13 protein-coding genes are annotated in these 14,411 nt (G+C 73.1%); 6 read left to right on the forward strand and 7 right to left on the reverse strand.

Annotation, left to right across the window (positions count from 1 at the left end; translation table 11 throughout):
- Window positions 1-4: 4 nt before the first annotated feature.
- Genes ACIBHY_RS08890 through ACIBHY_RS08900 form a run of 3 tightly spaced genes read right to left on the reverse strand, consistent with a single transcriptional unit; the run spans window position 5 to window position 3,509 of the window.
- The gene (locus ACIBHY_RS08890; protein WP_397306354.1) at window positions 5-1,723 is read right to left on the reverse strand and encodes an ATP-binding cassette domain-containing protein; all 1,719 of its coding nucleotides are present in this window, start codon (window positions 1,721-1,723) and stop codon (window positions 5-7) included.
- Complete coding sequence (locus ACIBHY_RS08895; RefSeq protein ID WP_397306355.1) at window positions 1,720-2,565, reverse strand: ATP-binding cassette domain-containing protein; 846 nt, start codon at window positions 2,563-2,565, stop codon at window positions 1,720-1,722. Before ACIBHY_RS08895 ends, ACIBHY_RS08890 begins: the two co-directional genes overlap by 4 nt.
- Window positions 2,562-3,509 carry an alpha/beta hydrolase gene (locus tag ACIBHY_RS08900; protein WP_397249856.1) on the reverse strand — a complete coding sequence of 316 codons (948 nt, stop codon included), beginning with the start codon at window positions 3,507-3,509 and terminating at the stop codon, window positions 2,562-2,564. The genes ACIBHY_RS08895 and ACIBHY_RS08900 overlap by 4 nt, the downstream gene beginning before the upstream one ends.
- A gap of 113 nt (window positions 3,510-3,622) precedes the next feature.
- Here ACIBHY_RS08900 and ACIBHY_RS08905 point away from each other — a divergent pair, with 113 nt between their 5' ends.
- A complete protein-coding gene (locus tag ACIBHY_RS08905) occupies window positions 3,623-4,951 on the forward strand; it encodes an amidohydrolase (RefSeq protein WP_397249854.1) in 1,329 nt (442 codons plus the stop codon).
- Here ACIBHY_RS08905 and ACIBHY_RS08910 read toward each other — a convergent pair.
- Window positions 4,948-5,925 carry an aldo/keto reductase gene (locus tag ACIBHY_RS08910; RefSeq protein ID WP_397249852.1) on the reverse strand — a complete coding sequence of 326 codons (978 nt, stop codon included), beginning with the start codon at window positions 5,923-5,925 and terminating at the stop codon, window positions 4,948-4,950. The two genes, ACIBHY_RS08905 and ACIBHY_RS08910, sit on opposite strands and share 4 nt — an antisense overlap.
- A 95-nt stretch (window positions 5,926-6,020) precedes the next feature.
- On the opposite strand from ACIBHY_RS08910, the gene ACIBHY_RS08915 reads away from it, so the two are divergent.
- The gene (locus tag ACIBHY_RS08915) at window positions 6,021-7,013 is read left to right on the forward strand and encodes a methyltransferase dimerization domain-containing protein (RefSeq protein ID WP_397249850.1); all 993 of its coding nucleotides are present in this window, start codon (window positions 6,021-6,023) and stop codon (window positions 7,011-7,013) included.
- On the forward strand, window positions 7,010-7,792 hold the full coding sequence (locus tag ACIBHY_RS08920; RefSeq protein ID WP_397306356.1) for an SDR family NAD(P)-dependent oxidoreductase: 783 nt from the start codon (window positions 7,010-7,012) through the stop codon (window positions 7,790-7,792). The genes ACIBHY_RS08915 and ACIBHY_RS08920 overlap by 4 nt, the downstream gene beginning before the upstream one ends.
- 103 nt (window positions 7,793-7,895) lie before the next feature.
- Here ACIBHY_RS08920 and ACIBHY_RS08925 read toward each other — a convergent pair whose 3' ends face one another.
- From ACIBHY_RS08925 to hpaD, 3 genes are read right to left on the reverse strand one after another with little or no spacing between them, the layout of a single operon-like run.
- Entirely contained in the window at window positions 7,896-8,582 is a 687-nt protein-coding gene (locus ACIBHY_RS08925) for a GntR family transcriptional regulator (protein WP_397306357.1), read from the reverse strand.
- A gap of 59 nt (window positions 8,583-8,641) precedes the next feature.
- The gene (locus tag ACIBHY_RS08930; RefSeq protein ID WP_397249845.1) at window positions 8,642-9,361 is read right to left on the reverse strand and encodes an alpha/beta fold hydrolase; all 720 of its coding nucleotides are present in this window, start codon (window positions 9,359-9,361) and stop codon (window positions 8,642-8,644) included.
- 26 nt (window positions 9,362-9,387) lie between these two features.
- On the reverse strand, window positions 9,388-10,248 hold the full coding sequence (gene hpaD / locus ACIBHY_RS08935) for a 3,4-dihydroxyphenylacetate 2,3-dioxygenase (protein WP_397249843.1): 861 nt from the start codon (window positions 10,246-10,248) through the stop codon (window positions 9,388-9,390).
- A gap of 170 nt (window positions 10,249-10,418) precedes the next feature.
- Between hpaD and ACIBHY_RS08940 the strand changes: the two genes are divergently transcribed.
- From ACIBHY_RS08940 to hpaE, 3 genes are read left to right on the forward strand one after another with little or no spacing between them, the layout of a single operon-like run.
- Window positions 10,419-11,840 (forward strand): fumarylacetoacetate hydrolase family protein, encoded by a 1,422-nt coding sequence (locus tag ACIBHY_RS08940; RefSeq protein WP_397249841.1) that lies wholly within the window; start codon window positions 10,419-10,421, stop codon window positions 11,838-11,840.
- Window positions 11,837-12,751, forward strand: a complete 915-nt coding sequence (dapA, locus tag ACIBHY_RS08945) for a 4-hydroxy-tetrahydrodipicolinate synthase (protein ID WP_397306358.1) — start codon at window positions 11,837-11,839, stop codon at window positions 12,749-12,751. The genes ACIBHY_RS08940 and dapA overlap by 4 nt, the downstream gene beginning before the upstream one ends.
- Window positions 12,748-14,214, forward strand: a complete 1,467-nt coding sequence (gene hpaE, locus ACIBHY_RS08950; protein ID WP_397249837.1) for a 5-carboxymethyl-2-hydroxymuconate semialdehyde dehydrogenase — start codon at window positions 12,748-12,750, stop codon at window positions 14,212-14,214. Before dapA ends, hpaE begins: the two co-directional genes overlap by 4 nt.
- Window positions 14,215-14,411 lie beyond the last annotated feature (197 nt).

Below are 14,411 nucleotides of genomic sequence, written 5' to 3' on the forward strand. Positions count from 1 at the left end.
GAGATCAGGCCAGCGGGGCAGCCGCTATGCCGAGGTAGGCGTTGACGACGGCGGGGTCCTCCATGACGTCCCTGGTGGGGCCGGAGGCGATGACCCGCCCGAAGTCGAGGACGGTGAGTTGCGAGCAGGCCGCGGAGACGAGCTCCATGTCGTGCTCGACCAGCAGGACGGCGACGCCGAAGCGGGACGGCACCTCGGCCAGCCGCGCCGCGAAGCGCAGCGACTCCGCGCCCGACTGACCGGCCGCCGGCTCGTCCAGCAGCGCCACCTTGGGCCGGGCGGCGACGGCGGCGGCCACGTCGAGCAGCCGCCGGGTCCCGGCGTCCAGCAGCGACACCGGCACGTCCGCCGGCGGGCAGCCGAAGAACTCCAGCAGTTCCCCGGCCTCGCCCCGGTCCAGGCGGCGCCCGGCCCCGATCGTCAGATACTCGTACTGGGTCAGCTCGGCCGGGATCGTGGTGGTCTGGAAGGTACGGCGCAGCCCGCGCCCGGCCCGGACGTCGGGCCGCAGCCCGTCCAGCGGCCGCCCGGCGAGCACGATCGAGCCCCGGTAGCCGCCGAGGAACCCGGTCACGGCGGCGATGAACGTGCTCTTGCCCGCCCCGTTGGGCCCGATGAGACCCGCCACCGCGCCCTCCGGCACGGTGAGGTCCACCTCGTGCAGCGCGGTGACCTCGCCGAAGCGCACGGTGAGGCCGCTGACCTCCAGCAGCGGAGGACCCGGCGGCCCGGACGGCGGCACGGGCGCCGGCGGCACCGCCTCGGGAACCTCGCCGCGCCCTTCGAGCAGCGGCCGCGCCGCCCGCTCGCGCCTGCGGGCCTGGACGAAGTCGGTCTGGCTCACGCCGGAGCGCAGCGCGAGCACGGCGAAGACGCCGAACAGCATGCCGCCCAGATCCTGCGGCAGGTGCAGCCGTTCCAGGATCGTGGCCATGATCGCGCCGAAGAGGCCGCCCATGATCGCGCCGTCCACGTGGTGCGGCCCGATGAGGATCGCGACCGCGAAGAAGGCCAGCGACTGTCCCATCGAGAAGTTCTGGGCGACCACCAGGCCGAGCTGCCCGGCCATCAGCCCGCCGCCGACGGCCGCGACGAACGCGCTGATGGCGAACGCGGCGAGCTTGCTGCGCGCCACCGAGACGCCGTGCGCGGCCGCGGCCCGTTCGGAGTGCTTCAGCTCCAGCCAGGACATGCCGAGCCGGGTGCGGTTGAACAGGCCCAGCCCGACCGCCACGAGGCAGAAGACGATCACCGTGAGCACGAAGTAGCCCCGGTCGCCGGAGAACAGCGCCGGCCGCACGACCGTCTTCAGCTCCCCGGTGCCGGGGAACTGGTTGGCGTTGAGCACGATGTCGGTCGAGACCGCGAACCCGAACGTGACCACGGCCAGGTTGACGCCGCGGATGCGCAGCGCGGGCAGGCCGATCAGGACGCCCACCGGGACCGCGGCCAGCCCGCCCAGCACGAGCCAGAGCAGGAACCCACCGGGGGCGTCGTGCAGGTTGAGCTTCAGCACCACCCACGCGCCGATGGCCGCGAACGACATCTGGCACAGCGACATCATCCCGGCCCTGCCCACGATCACGCCGTAGCTCTGCATGATGATCGAGACGACGACGGCGGTGATCGCCAGGAAGACCCAGTGGGCGGAGAACAGGGCGGGTACGGCGACGCAGGCCGCCACGGCCAGGCCGAGCCCGATCGCCAGGGCGCGCGGGTTCATGCCGGCGCCACCCCGAAGTAGGACTCGTGCAGCAGCTCCGGGTTCCGCCTCAGCTCCGCGCACGAGCCGGCGTAGACCACCCGTCCCTTGCGCAGCACGTACGCGCGGGTGCCGATCTCCAGCGCCAGCGCCGCGAACTGCTCGATGAGCAGGACCGAGATGCCGAGGCCGACCATGTCGCCCACCGCTCCCATCAGCCGGCGCACCACCACGGGCGCCAGGCCCATGGACATCTCGTCGATGAGCATGACCCGAGGGTCGCTGACCAGCGCGCGGCCGAGGACGAGCATCTGCTGCTCGCCGCCCGACAGGTGCCCGGCCTGCAGGTTCCTGCGGCGCTCCAGCTCGGGGAAGAGCGTGAACACGCGGCCCAGCTCGCCCCGCCCGCTGCGCGCGACCAGCAGGTTCTGCTCGACGGTGAGCGTGCGGAAGACGGTGCGTGACTGCTCGACGTAGCCGAGGCCGGCGCGGGCCCGCCGGTAGGCCGGCAGCTTCTCGATCGGGCTGCCGCCGAGCCGGATGGCGCCCGAGGACACCTGGGCGACTCCGGCGATGCCGTCCATGAGCGTGGTCTTCCCGGCCCCGTTCGAGCCCAGGACGACGGTCACCGTCCCGGGCCCGACCTCCAGCGAGACCTCGTGGACGATCTCGGCCTCGCCCCGGTTGACGCCGACCGCCTCCAGCCTGAGGACCGCGTCAGGGCCGGGGTCCGCGTCAGGGCCGAGGTCCGGGCCCGGACTTGGGTCCGGATCCGGGCTGGTGCGCGGTTCCGGGCTGGTGTGCGGGTCCGGGTCGAGGACCGCGTCCGGGCCGGGGTCCGGGCCGGGGGCGCTCCCGCTCACCGCCCGCCTCCGCCGAACGCCGCCCGCAGCGCCCGCACCACCCGGTCGTGCGCCGTGCGCGCGGCGGGCAGTTCGGTGGCCAGCAGGCCGAAGAAGCCGTGGATCAGCCCGTCGTAGCGGACCACCTCCACCGGCACCCCGGCCTCGCGCAGCCGGGCCGCGTACTCCTCGCCCTCGTCGCGCAGCACGTCGTACTCCGCCCCCAGCACCAGCGCCGGGGCCAGGCCCGACAGGTCCTCGGCCCGCAGCGGCAGCAGGTAGGGCTCACGCAGGTTCGTGGGGTCACGCGGATAAAGGGTGAAAAACCACTCCATGCTCGCCCGGGACAGGAAATAGCCCTCGGCGAAGTCCCGGTAGGAGGCGCGCCCGTCGTCGGGATGCCCGAGCACCGGCGAGACCAGCACTTGCAGGCCCAGCCGCGGTCCGCCCAGGTCACGGGCCTTCAGCGCGGCCACGGCGGCCAGGTTGCCGCCCGCGCTCTCCCCGCCGACCGCGATCCTGTCCGGATCGGCCGAGATCTCCGCCCCGTGCCCGTGCACCCAGCGAACGGCGGCGAAGCAGTCGTCGGCCGCGGCCGGATAGGGGTTCTCGGGCGCGAGCCGGTAGTCCACCGAGACCACGACGACACCCGCCTGCGCGCAGACGGTACGGCAGGCGTACTCGTTCTCCTCAAGGCTGCCGATCGTCCACCCGCCGCCGTGGAACCACACGAAGGCCGGAAAGGGCCCGGTGCCCTCCGGGGTGTAGACGCGCACGGGGATCTCACCGGCCGGGCCGGGGATCGCGGTGTCGCGCACCCGGTGCACCTCGGGCAGGATGTCGGGCAGCCGCCAGGTGGTGCGGAACTGCTCGCGCATGGTCTGGGGGTCCAGCACGACGGGCCGGCCGGCTTCTACGGCGGGAGTGCGGTCGATGATCGCCTGCGCGTCGGGGTGCAAAGGCATGCCTACCTCCGCTCGCCTGGGTGAGAGACGCACCCGGGGCCAGAACTCGAATCGTATCTGATTCCGTGTACGTTATGGGCATCCACGCAGTGGTGTCCAGAGTGGGGAGGAAGATGTTGCGCAACGGTTCCCGGCCCGCCGACACGGTGCTCACGGGCGGTGTGGTGCACACGCTCGACCAGGAAGATCGTGTCGTCGAGGCGCTCGCGGTACGCGGCCGGCTCATCGCCCGCGCCGGCTCCGCCCGCGAGGTCGCGCCGCTCATCGGACCCGACACCCGGGTGATCGACCTGCGGGGCCGGTCGGTGCTGCCGGGCATCAACGACTCGCACCTGCACGGCGTGTGGCTCGGGGCGATGTGGCCCGATCTGCTCATGGACCAGATGGCCGCGGGCGAGCACGACGGCGCGCCGGTACGGCTGGAGAACGGACGGCAGCGGCGCGCCGCCATCCTGCGCACCGGGCGGCTGCTGGCCTCGCTCGGCGTCACCAGCTACACCGAACCGGGGCTGGGGCCGGGGGAGGACGCCGGCCGTACCGGCTGCTTCGGGTCGGCGGCGCTGCGCGACTACGCGCGGCTGGCCGCGGACGGGCGGCTCACGGCCAGGGTCACCGCGCTGATGTTGTTCGGGGAGCTCGACGGGCCCAGCACCCTGGCGTCCCTGCGGGAGGGGCTGCGCGGCTTCCGGCCCCCCGCCGAGGTGCCGGGATGGCTGCGCGTGGCCGGGGTCAAGATCTTCGCAGACGGCATCCCGCCGATGGGCACCGCGTGGACCGAGCAGCCGTACGCGCACGGCGGCCACGGCGGCCTCCTGGTCGAAGGCTCCTCACCCGAGGCCGGCGCGGCCGTGCTGACCGAGATGATCGCCGCGGCGCACGCGGCCGGATACCAGGTCGGCGTGCACGCCACCGGCGGCAGAGCCGTGCACGCCGCGGTCGAGGCCATGCGGGCCGCCGCCGCCCGCGACGGCCGCGACCGGCGCCACTACGTCATCCACGGCGACCTGGTCGCGCCGCGGACGCTCGCGGCGATGGCCGGCTCGGGGATCGGGCTCAACACCCAGCCGGGGATCGCCGTGGCCGCCGGCGACATGCTGGCCGCCGCGCTCGGACCGGAGGCGCTCGCGGGCGCCTGGCCCCTGCGCGAGGCGCTGGCGGCGGGGGTGCGGCTCTGCCTCAGCTCGGACGCGCCTGTGCTCACACCCGACTGGCGGGTGGGCGTGGCCCAGGCGGGACTGCCGATGGAGGAGGCGCTGCGCGCGTACACCGTCGTCCCGGCCCGGCAGGACGGCGCGCAGGACTGGAAGGGGACGCTGGAGACGGGCAAGGTGGCCGACCTGTGCGTGCTCGGCGGCGACCTGCGCACGGTCGAGCCGGCCGCGCTGCCCGGGGTGCCCGTCGCGCTGACGATGGTGGACGGGCGCGTCGTGCACCAGGCCTAGGAGGTTCCCCAGGAGGCCTCGGGATCGACCACGCCGCGGTCCAGCCACAGCTCGGCCACGGCTTCGCGCAGTTCGGGGCCGTGGCGTTCGAGAAGGGTGAGCGCGCCGAGGTTCTCCTCGAGCTGGCGTGGGCCGCTCGCCCCGAACAGCACGGTCGCGACCGCGGGGTGCGTGAAGCAGAAGGCGACGGCCAGCTGCGCCGGGGTCGCGCCGAAGCGTTCGGCGGCCCGCATGACCAGCGGGAACGAGGCGCGGATCCGCTCCCGGATACCGCCCGGGTCCGCGCCGATCTTGCGCCGCGGGTGCAGCCGGCCGGCCAGGATGCCGCCCTCGAACACGTCGGAGGCCTGCAGCCCCAGCCCCGCCTGCGACAGCAGCCGGCCGTACGGCAGGCCCTCGGGCACGGAACGCCGGGCCAGACTGTACTTGAGCTGGGCGAACGACGGCGGCGTGAACCCCTCGGCGGCCGCCAGCGCGCACGCGCGCCCGAGATCGCGCGCCGCCCAGTTGTTGACCCCCCAGGCCGCGAACCGCCCCGCCCGCACCAGCTCCGACACGTCGGTCAGCACCGAGGGCAGGTCGAGCTCACCCAGGAAGTCGCCGACGACCACGAGGTCGGCCCGGTCGGTGCCGATCCGCTCCAGCGACGTCTCGATCTGCGCGGCGAAGGAGCTGGCGGGGTAGTCCCACAGCCAGAGCTTCCCGCACAGCGTGTACTCCTCACGCGCGATCCCCGCCTCCCTGACCGCCTTGCCGAAGATCACGTCGGTCGTCGCGTCCTCGGCGTGCGGCCCGGCGTTGTAGTGGGCGACGTCGAACAGGCTCGCCCCATGGTGTACGGCGGCGCCGATCAGCTCGACCGCCGCCCCGAACTCCATCCGATCCCAGGTGTTCCACGAGCCGAGCCCGGCCATGGGGACCAAGGGCCCCCGCACGCCGAGCCTGCGCCTGGGCACCGCACCGGAGTATCGCACCGCACACCTCCTGAGCCGAGCGACGACGGGCCTGGCGGCCACGCGCAAGAATCGTATATCATTCCCGATACTGTTCGCTCCTGAAGGGGTGTCACATGTCGCTTTACCAGGACAGCAGCGGCGCGGCGCGCATCGTGGACGTGGCCACCGGATACATGGCCGCCAAACAGCTCTTCGCGGCGGGAGAGCTCGGCCTGTTCGCCGCGCTGGCCAAAGGCCCGGCGAGCGCGCCCGACCTGGCCCGGCGCACCGGCCTGCCGGAGCGCACCGTGCGCATCCTCGCGGACGCCATGTCCGGCCTCGGCCTGCTCACCCGCACCGGCGGCGTCTACACCAACACGCCCGCCACCGACCGCCACCTGACCGGCGCGGCGGGCGAGATCGACCTGCGCCCCTTCCTCACCTTCCTGGAGGCCGTCAGCTACCCGCACTGGCTGGGCTTCGGCGCCAGCGCCCGTACCGGGGAGCCCGCCCCGCTGGACCTGGAAGGCGAGCGGATGGAGGTGTTCCTCACCGGCGTGATGACCTACAACTCCCTGCACGCCAAGACGCTCGCCGCGCACTACGACTTCACCCCGCACCGCCGCGCCCTGGACCTCGGCGGCCTGTCCGGGGCGTTCCTGGCCCAGGCCCTGAACGCGGCTCCGGAACTGCGCGGCACGTTCTGCGCCGAGGGCGACCTGGCCGCCTTCGCGAAGCGGACGCTGGACGAGGCGGGCGTCGGCGACCGCGCGGAACTGGCCGTCGCCGACCCGTTCACCGCGGACCTGCTCGCCGGCTACGACCTCGTCCTGCTGGAGCACGTCGTGCACCGCTTCGGCCCGGAACGGAACATCCGCTACGCCGAACGCGCCCGCGAACTCGCCTCGCCCGGCGCCACGCTGCTCCTGCTGGACTTCTTCCTCGACGCCGACCCCGTACAGCGGGTCGTGGACGCCCTGCACGCCGCCGAGTACCTGGTCATCGACGGCACCACGGTCTATCCCGAGGACGAGGTACGCGGCTGGCTCACCGAGGCGGGCTGGGAACCCGGCCAGACCCTGTGCCTGCCCGGCTGCCCTCGCGTGATCGTGGCGTACGCCCGATGAGCCCGCACGGCGAGCCCGCCGCGCCCGCCGCGCCCGCCTCGGGCGCTTCCGGCGAGGCGGGACGGCTGGTGCTCGTCACCGGTGGGGCCAGCGGCATCGGGAAGGCCGTGGCCCGCGCGTTCGCGCAGGCGGGGGACCGGGTGGTGATCGCCGACGTGGACGGGGAGGCGGGGGAGAAGGCCGCCGCCGAGATCGGGGCCGACGCGGTGACCATGGACGTCACCGACGCGGCGTCGGTGGACGCCGCGCTGGCCCACGTGGGGGACCCGATCGACGTCCTGGTCAACAACGCCGGGGTCGTCGCCGGTGGCGGTCCGCTGGTGGAGTTGCCACTGGAGGTCTTCGACCGGGTCGTCGCGGTCAACCTGCGCGGCACCTTCACGGTCACCCGGGCGGTCGCCGCCGGTATGATCGCGGCCGGGCGCGGCGGCTGCGTCGTCAACGTCAGTTCGATCGGCGCCCGCCAGCCCACCGCCGGCCTGGGACACTACGAGGCCACCAAAGCCGCCGTGGACGCCCTGACCAGGACCGCCGCCCTGGAGCTCGCCCCCCACGGGATCAGGGCCAACGGGGTCGCGCCCGGCCCGGTGCTGACTCCGATGACCGCGGGCCTCATGTCCGACCCCGCGGCCCGCGCCGCCTGGGAGTCGCGCATCCCGCTCGGCAGGATCGCCGGGACCGGCGACATCACGCCGCTGGTCCTCTTCCTCGCCTCACCCGCCGCCCGCCACATCACCGGCACCGTCGTCCAGGTGGACGGCGGGCAGCTCCTCACCTGAGCCGCGCTCGCCCTGCCGGGAAGGGGCGAGCCACGCGGCCGTCGCAGGGGCGCCCAGGCCTTCTCCCACGTGAAGGGCAGCCCCCAAGCGCGTGTCCTCTGACTCAGCTGTTCTTCACGTGTTTGGCCTGGGCCTTGTGGAGGGCGTCGGCGGTGGCGATCTTGTGGGCGCAGGCCACCCGCTCGATCTCCTGGGCCTGCGCTCCGGCCTGGATCAGGTCGAGCATGTGCTCGTGCTCCTCCACGGAACGGCGCGCCCGCCCCGGCACGTGGCTGAACGTGGAGCGCCGCATGTGGTCCAGCCTGGCCCACTCCGCCTCCAGCAGCGCCAGCAGATGCTCGTCCGGGCACTGCGCGTAGATCGCGAAGTGGAACTCCCTGTTCAGCGCGGTGAACGACACCGGGTCGAACTCCTCCAGCGCCTCCACCATCCGGTCGTTGACCGCGCGGGCCCGCGCGAGCTGCTCCGGGGTCATGAGCGGCGCCGAGATGGCCGTGGCGTACCCCTCCAGCCGGGCCAGCACCTGCAGCGCGTGCTCGACCTGGGCGGCGTCGAAGACGGCCACCCGGGCGCCGATGTTGCGCACCACCTCGACCAGCCCGTCGGACTGCAGCCGCCGTACGGCTTCGCGCAGCGGGATGGTGCTGACCCCGGTCTCGCGGGCGAGCTGGTCCATGACCAGCCGGTAGCCGGGACCGTAGGTGCCGTCGAGGATGCGCGAGCGCAACAGCTCGTAGCTGATCTCGGCCTTGGACGCATTGGCCCGCGTGGACCCCTTCGCGGAAGTCACCGCTCTTTCCTCATTCCCCTCAAGTCGAGATCCCTCTCAAGTCGAGATCCCCCTCGTTGTCAAGGCGCCAGCGTCGCCGTCACGACCTCGCGCAGGCCGGGACCGGACAACGCCTGGAAGTGGTCGCCCGCGACGGTGACCAGCCGGGCACCCGTCACCTGCCCGACGATACGCTCGATTCCGGCCACGACCACGTCCTCCTGCCCCGCGACGAACACCGGAGGCTCCGCGCCGGCCCACGCCCCCGGCTCGAACGGGGTGGCGCGCAACCCTTCCACGCAGGTCACCAGCCCGGCCGCCCGGTGGCCCTGGGCGAGGACCATATCAGCGATCATGGCCGTGAGCGGGTCGGCGGGCGCGGGACCGCCCGCCACGGCCAGGCGCAGCTCCTCGACGTCGACGGCGGTGAACGGGTCGAACGGGCTGAGCCCGCCCAGCACCGCCCTGCGCACCCGGCCGGGCGCCGCGCCGGGCAGTTCCCAGGCGATCCTGGCCCCCAGCGAGTACCCGACGATGTCGAACACCCCGTCGTCCATCACCGCGACCAGCGCCTCGGCGATCCGGCCCGCCCCCGCCTGCGCCGGGCTGACCGGCGCCGCGCTGTCCCCGTGCCCCGGCAGGTCGGCGACCACGACCCGGCGGCCGGTCGCGGCCAGCGCGTCCGCGATCCCGGTCGCCACCCAGTCGCGCTGCCCGTCGGTGGCGAACCCGTGCAAAAGCAGCACCGGGGGACCGGCCGTCACCTCGGCGGCGAACACGCGTACGGCCAGCTCTCCCATGACTCCAGCACCTTTCACATACGATTTCAGATGTTACTCCACGAGGGCACCGGGAAGTCGACGACCACCTGCCCGGTGCCGCTGCTGCCGAAGTACGGGCAGAGCTGCTCGCCCTTGCCCGTGTACTCGTCCCAGCCGAGCAGCCCGAAGAGCATGGCGGTGTCGGCCATCGCGCCCTCGCCCGTGCACCGCAGGTTGTAGTCGGGCAGCATCTCCACGAACTCCGCGATCCGCCCCTCGGTCCACAGGTCGAGCACCGCCATGTCGGTCTTGCGGTTGAACGCGCTGCTGACCTCGTTGAGCAGGGTCTCGGCGATCTCGTTGGGCGGGAAGGCGTGCGAGAGCGAGCCGCTGGCCAGGAAGGCCACCTTGCGCCCGCTGCGCAGGATCGCGCGGCGCAGCGCCTCGCCGATCCGGCGGTTCTCCTCGATGGAGGAGTAGATGTTGCACCCGATCGGCAGCACCCTGATGGCGGCGTCGCCGTTGACGAAGTACATGGGCACGAGCGTGGCGTACTCGAGACCGAGGTCCTTGTAGGTGTGCACGTGCGCCTTCTGGCCGCCGGCGACGATCTCCTCGCCGATGAGCTCGGCCAGCTCGGGGTCGCCGTCGTAGTCGTACTTGAGGTCGTGGATGAAGTGCGGGAGTTCGTGGCTGGCGTAGGAGGCGCGGTGGCGCTCCTTGCCGTTGAGGTGGAAGCCGATGCTGTTCATCCAGTGGGTGTCGGCCACCAGGAAGGTCTCGGTGCCGAGCTCGCGGGCGCGTCTGCCGATCTCCGTCAGCGCCATCTCGGCCGGCCGGCGGATGCCGTAGTGCTTGCCCGGCTGGATGGACAGCCAGATGGACGGGACGTGTGTGATCTTGGCTGCCAGGACGATCTCTCCCATGCGCATCCTCCCAGGCCCGGCATCGGCTCACTGAGTATGCCGAAGGGCGGGGGGCCTGTTCCACCCCCCGGCATCGCAAAATCATGTACGAACTCAGATATCTTTGTCTATAGTACTCCATCCTTCGGATCCGCTATCATCCACGATGTCGTATATGATCTGGAGTCGCCATGGATCACCCGCTCGGCCTGGCGCCGGGGAAGATCATCGCCGTTCACCTCAACTACCGCGGCCGGGCCGCCGAACGGGGACGCCTCCCCTCGGCGCCCTCCTACTTCCTCAAGCCACCCTCCTCGCTGTCCTGGTCGGGCCGGCCCGTCGTGCGCCCGGCCGGGTGCGAACTGCTCACCTTCGAGGGCGAGATCGCCGTCGTCATCGGCGCGCGCGCCCGCTGCGTGCCGCCGCAGCGGGCGCTGGAGCACGTCGCGGGCTACACCGCCGCCAACGACTTCGGGGTGTACGACTTCAGGCACGCCGACCGGGGATCCAACCTTCGCGCCAAGGGGCAGGACGGCTACACGCCCGTCGGCCCCGCCATCCTCACCGGCGTGGACCCCGGGGCCCTGCGGCTGCGGACCTACGTCAACGGCGAGCTCGCGCAGGAGGCCGACACCGGCGAGCTGCTGTTCGGCTTCGACCTGCTCATCGCCGACCTGTCGCGGTACATGACGCTGGAGCCCGGCGACCTCATCCTCGCCGGGACACCCGCGGGCTCGACCGTCGTGGAGCCGGGCGACGTGGTCGAGGTCGAGCTCGAAGACGCGGGACGGCTGCGCAACGAGGTCGTCGGCGAACCCCGGGCCGCCCCCGCCGCGTGGGGCGCGCAGCCGAGGGCCGACGAGGAGAGCCGGGCCGCCGCCGTCGGGCGGGGGCGGGCGGCGGCGCCGTACCCGCTGGACGATCCGACGATCGCGGCGCTGCGGTCGGTCTCCACGGCGACGCTCTCCGCGCAGCTGCGCCAACGCGGCATCGACCACCACTTCATCGAAGGCGTCCGGCCCACCCGGCCCGACCTGCGCATGGTCGGCCTCGCGCGGACCCTGCGCTATCTGCCGCTGCGCGAGGACGTCTTCGCCGAACTCGGCGGCGGCATGAACGCCCAGAAGCGCGCCGTCGAGGAGATCCGGCCCGGGGAGGTGCTGGTGATCGAGGCCCGCGGCGAGCATGGCGCCGGCACCCTCGGCGACATCCTGGCCATGCGCGCCCTGCGCAGAGGAGCGGCCGGGGTGGTCACCGACGGGGGACTGCGCGACAGCCCCTCCTTCGCCGAACTGGACCTTCCCGCCTACTTCGCGGTGCCGCACGCCGCCGTGCTCGGGCGCCGGCACGTGCCCATCGAGTCGCAGGTGCCCGTGGCGTGCGGCGGGGTACTCGTCATGCCGGGCGACGTGCTGGTGGGCGACGCCGAGGGCGTGGTCGTGCTGCCGCCCGCCCTGGCCGCCGAGGTGGCCGGAGCCGCCGCCGGGCAGGAGGACGAGGAGCGCTTCATCTACCAGCGGGTCGCGGCCGGCGCCTCGATCGACGGCCTCTACCCGATGAACCAGTCCTGGCGCGAGTCCTACCGGGCCTGGCAGCAAGGAGGAGACGCGTGAAGTACCGTTCCGACCCCGCCGCCATCAGGGGGTCCATCGCGCCGGTGGTGACGCCGTTCACCGCCGACGGCGCGCTCGACCTCGCCTCGCTGCGCGGCCTGGTCCGCTGGCAGCTCGGCCAGGGCTCGCACGGCGTCTCCATCGGCGGCTCCACCGGCGAGCCCGGCGCGCAGTCGGCCGAGGAGCGGATCGCCGCCATGGCCGCCGTCGCCGAGGAGGTCGGCGACCGGGCGCCGTTCCTGCCCGGCACCGGCTCGGCCAAGCTGGACGAGACCCTCCTGCTCACCGCCGAGGCCGAACGGCTCGGCGCCGACGCCGTCCTCGTCATCACCCCGTACTACGCCAGGCCGGGCCAGGAAGCGCTCTTCCGCTGGTACTCCACGATCGCCACGGAGTTCCCCGGCCTGCCGATCGTGATCTACAACGTGCCCTCCCGCACGGCCGTCGACATCGCGCCGGAAACGGTCGCCAGGCTCCGCCACGCGCACGACAACATCGTCGGCATCAAGGAGACGACCCGCGACTTCGAGCACTTCTCGCAGGTACTCCACCGGTGCGGCCGCGACTTCCTCATGTGGTCGGGCATCGAGCTGCTCTGCCTGCCGCTGCTGGCCATCGGCGGCACCGGGTTCGTCAGCGCGGCGGCCAACCTGGCTCCGGCGGCCGTGGCCCGCATGTACACCGCGTACACGCAAGGCGACCACCGGACCGCGCTCGACCTGCACTACGCCCTGCACCCGCTCGTGGAGCTGCTGTTCGTGGAGACCAACCCCGCCCCGGCCAAATGGGTGCTGGAGCTGCGGGGCCGGATCGCCTCGGGACACGTGCGGCCGCCGCTCATCCCGCCGACCCCGGCCGGAATCACCCGGATCGAGGCGCTGCTGGCCGACTGTGAGGAACTGACCCGATGACCCTGGAGCACTACATCGACGGGGCCCGCGTCCCGAGCATCTCCGGCGCCACCTTCACCTCGGTGGAACCGGCGACGAACGAGGCGTACCTGACGGTGGCGGCGGGGCGCGCCGAGGACGTCGACGCGGCCGTGACCGCGGCCAGGAAGGCCTTCAGCGACGGTCCGTGGCCGCGGCTGCCCGGCGAGGAACGGGCCGTGACGCTGCGCAGGATCGCCGACGCGATCGAGGCGCGCGACGAGCGCCTCGCGGCGCTGGAGTGCCGCGACACCGGACTGCCGATCACCCAGGCCCGCGGGCAGGCCAGGCGCGCGGCGCAGAACTTCCGCTTCTTCGCCGACGTCGTCACCACGCTCAGCGAGGACGTCTACCGGGTCGGCTCGGCCCAGCTGAACTACGTCCTGCGCAAACCCGCCGGCGTGGCCGGGCTGATCACCCCGTGGAACACGCCGTTCATGCTGGAGACCTGGAAGCTGGCTCCCGCGCTCGCGGCCGGCTGCCCCGTGGTGCTCAAGCCCGCCGAGTGGTCGCCGCTGTCGGCCGGGCTGCTGCCCGACATCATGGAGGAGGCGGGCCTGCCGCCCGGGGTGTTCAACCTGGTGCACGGCATCGGCGAGGAGGCAGGGGCGGCGCTCGTGGCGCACCCGGACGTCCCGGTGATCTCCTTCACCGGTGAGAGCGCCACCGGCCAGGCCATCATGCGCAACGCCGCGGGCGCGCTGAAGACCCTGTCCATGGAGCTCGGCGGCAAGTCCCCGCTGATCGTGTTCGACGACGCGGACCTGGAGCGGGCGCTGGACGCCGCCGTCTTCGGCGTGTTCTCCCTCAACGGCGAGCGGTGCACCGCCAGCTCCCGCGTGCTCGTGCACGCCTCGATCTACGCCGAGTTCACCGAACGGCTGGCCGCGCGGGCCGCCCAGGTACGCGTCGGCGCCCCTTCCGACCCCGCGACCGAGCTGGGCGCGCTCATCCACCCCGAGCACTACGCGCGGGTGGCCGGCTACGTACGGCTCGGCGTCGAGGAGGGCGCCCGCCTCGCCGCCGGCGGCGCCCGTCCGCCGCACCTGCCCCACGGCAACTTCCTGGCCGCGACCGTCTTCGCCGACGTCACCCCGGACATGCGCATCTTCCAGGAGGAGATCTTCGGCCCGGTCGTGTGCGTCACCCCGTTCGGCAGCGAGACCGAGGCGATCGAACTGGCCAACGCCACCCGGTACGGCCTGGCCGCGTACCTGTGGACCAACGACCTGCGCCGTGCGCACCGCATGGCCCAGGCGATCGAGACCGGGATGCTCTGGGTCAACTCCCAGAACGTCCGCGACCTGCGCACGCCCTTCGGCGGGGTGAAGGCCAGCGGCCTGGGCCGCGAGGGCGGGCAGCACAGCATCGACGTGTACACGGTCTCGCCGATCGTGCACCTGGCGACCGAGGACCTGCCGGTGCCGCGGTTCGGCGCCGGCTGACGGTCGGCGGAGGCTCCCAACGGGGTCGACGCCGGTCAGCTCGACACCGGCCGCCCACACGGCCGCCGCGAGCCCCGGGTCGGCCAGCGGGCCCCGCACCGGTTCGCCGGCGGGCCGGCCGCGCAGGCCGAACACCCTGGGGCCTCACAACCGGCTGCCGCGCACGTCCGGGTCGAGGACGGCGCGGACCGCCGGCC

The organism is Nonomuraea sp. NPDC050547 (genome assembly GCF_044457345.1).
Lineage (GTDB): Bacteria > Actinomycetota > Actinomycetes > Streptosporangiales > Streptosporangiaceae > Nonomuraea.